The sequence below is a fragment of the Marivita geojedonensis genome, from assembly GCF_002115805.1.
GTDB classification, from domain to species: Bacteria; Pseudomonadota; Alphaproteobacteria; order Rhodobacterales; family Rhodobacteraceae; genus Marivita; species Marivita geojedonensis.
Map to the genome: position 1 here is coordinate 1 of NZ_JFKC01000070.1, position 767 is coordinate 767.

The following is a 767-nucleotide window of genomic DNA, read 5'->3' on the forward strand; positions in this document are numbered from 1 at the left end:
CCTGACCCTAGTGCCGTCTGTCGCGCGGCGCTCGCCGAAATCGTCGGATACCGCCCGATCAAGATACGTCTGGTTTGCCCACCGACATCTTTCTGGAAGTACCACGTCTTCGCTCGCTTACCGACGAAGAGCACAAGGCCCTTAACTTCGTTGTCCCAATGCTTCTGGGTACCTGTGGCCGCCTGGGGAAGCTTCTTTGCATAGGTCTCTGTGAGCTTTGGCATTTTGTCGGTTTTTTGTCGGGAACAGCATCATACGGGAGGTGCCAACATGATGCAGGAGGCGACGAAGAAATCAACAAAATGAAATGCTTAATGTCTCCATGCGACAGCGTGCGACGTATGACATTTCCTTGGAAGGCTGAGGTCTTACCATTACACAACGCCCGCTCAACGTGGTACGGGGTATTTCATGCTCGTTCGGAGGTCAAGTATCTGCTGAACACTGGGGGAGGAATTTCGATGACCAAACCGCATGCTGTCATCATCGGAGTGGGAGATGGGCTCTCTGCTTCAGTGGCCCGCAACCTTGCACCCGACTATGCGCTGACCTTGGCTGCCAGAACTTTGGACAAGATGGGACCACTCGCAGTGGCGTTGGGTGCGCGCGAGGTGCAACTCGACGCCACCGATGAAGAGGCTGTGGCCGCCCTGTTCGACAGTCTACCTGAAGCGCCCCGGGTCGTGATTTATAATCCGTCTGCCCGGGTGCGCGGACCCATTGCCGAGCTGTCAGCAGACGATGTGCGCAACGCTGTTGAAGTGACA

1 protein-coding gene and 1 pseudogene are annotated in these 767 nt (G+C 56.1%); one reads left to right on the plus strand and one right to left on the minus strand.

Annotated features, from left to right (window positions below):
• On the minus strand, positions 1-224 hold a 224-nt coding region (locus tag MGEO_RS21045; protein WP_143746344.1), incomplete at its 3' end, for an Arm DNA-binding domain-containing protein.
• Between the two features lie 237 nt (positions 225-461).
• Here MGEO_RS21045 and MGEO_RS21050 point away from each other — a divergent pair.
• Positions 462-767 (plus strand): annotated as a pseudogene (locus MGEO_RS21050) (oxidoreductase); the annotation flags it as partial.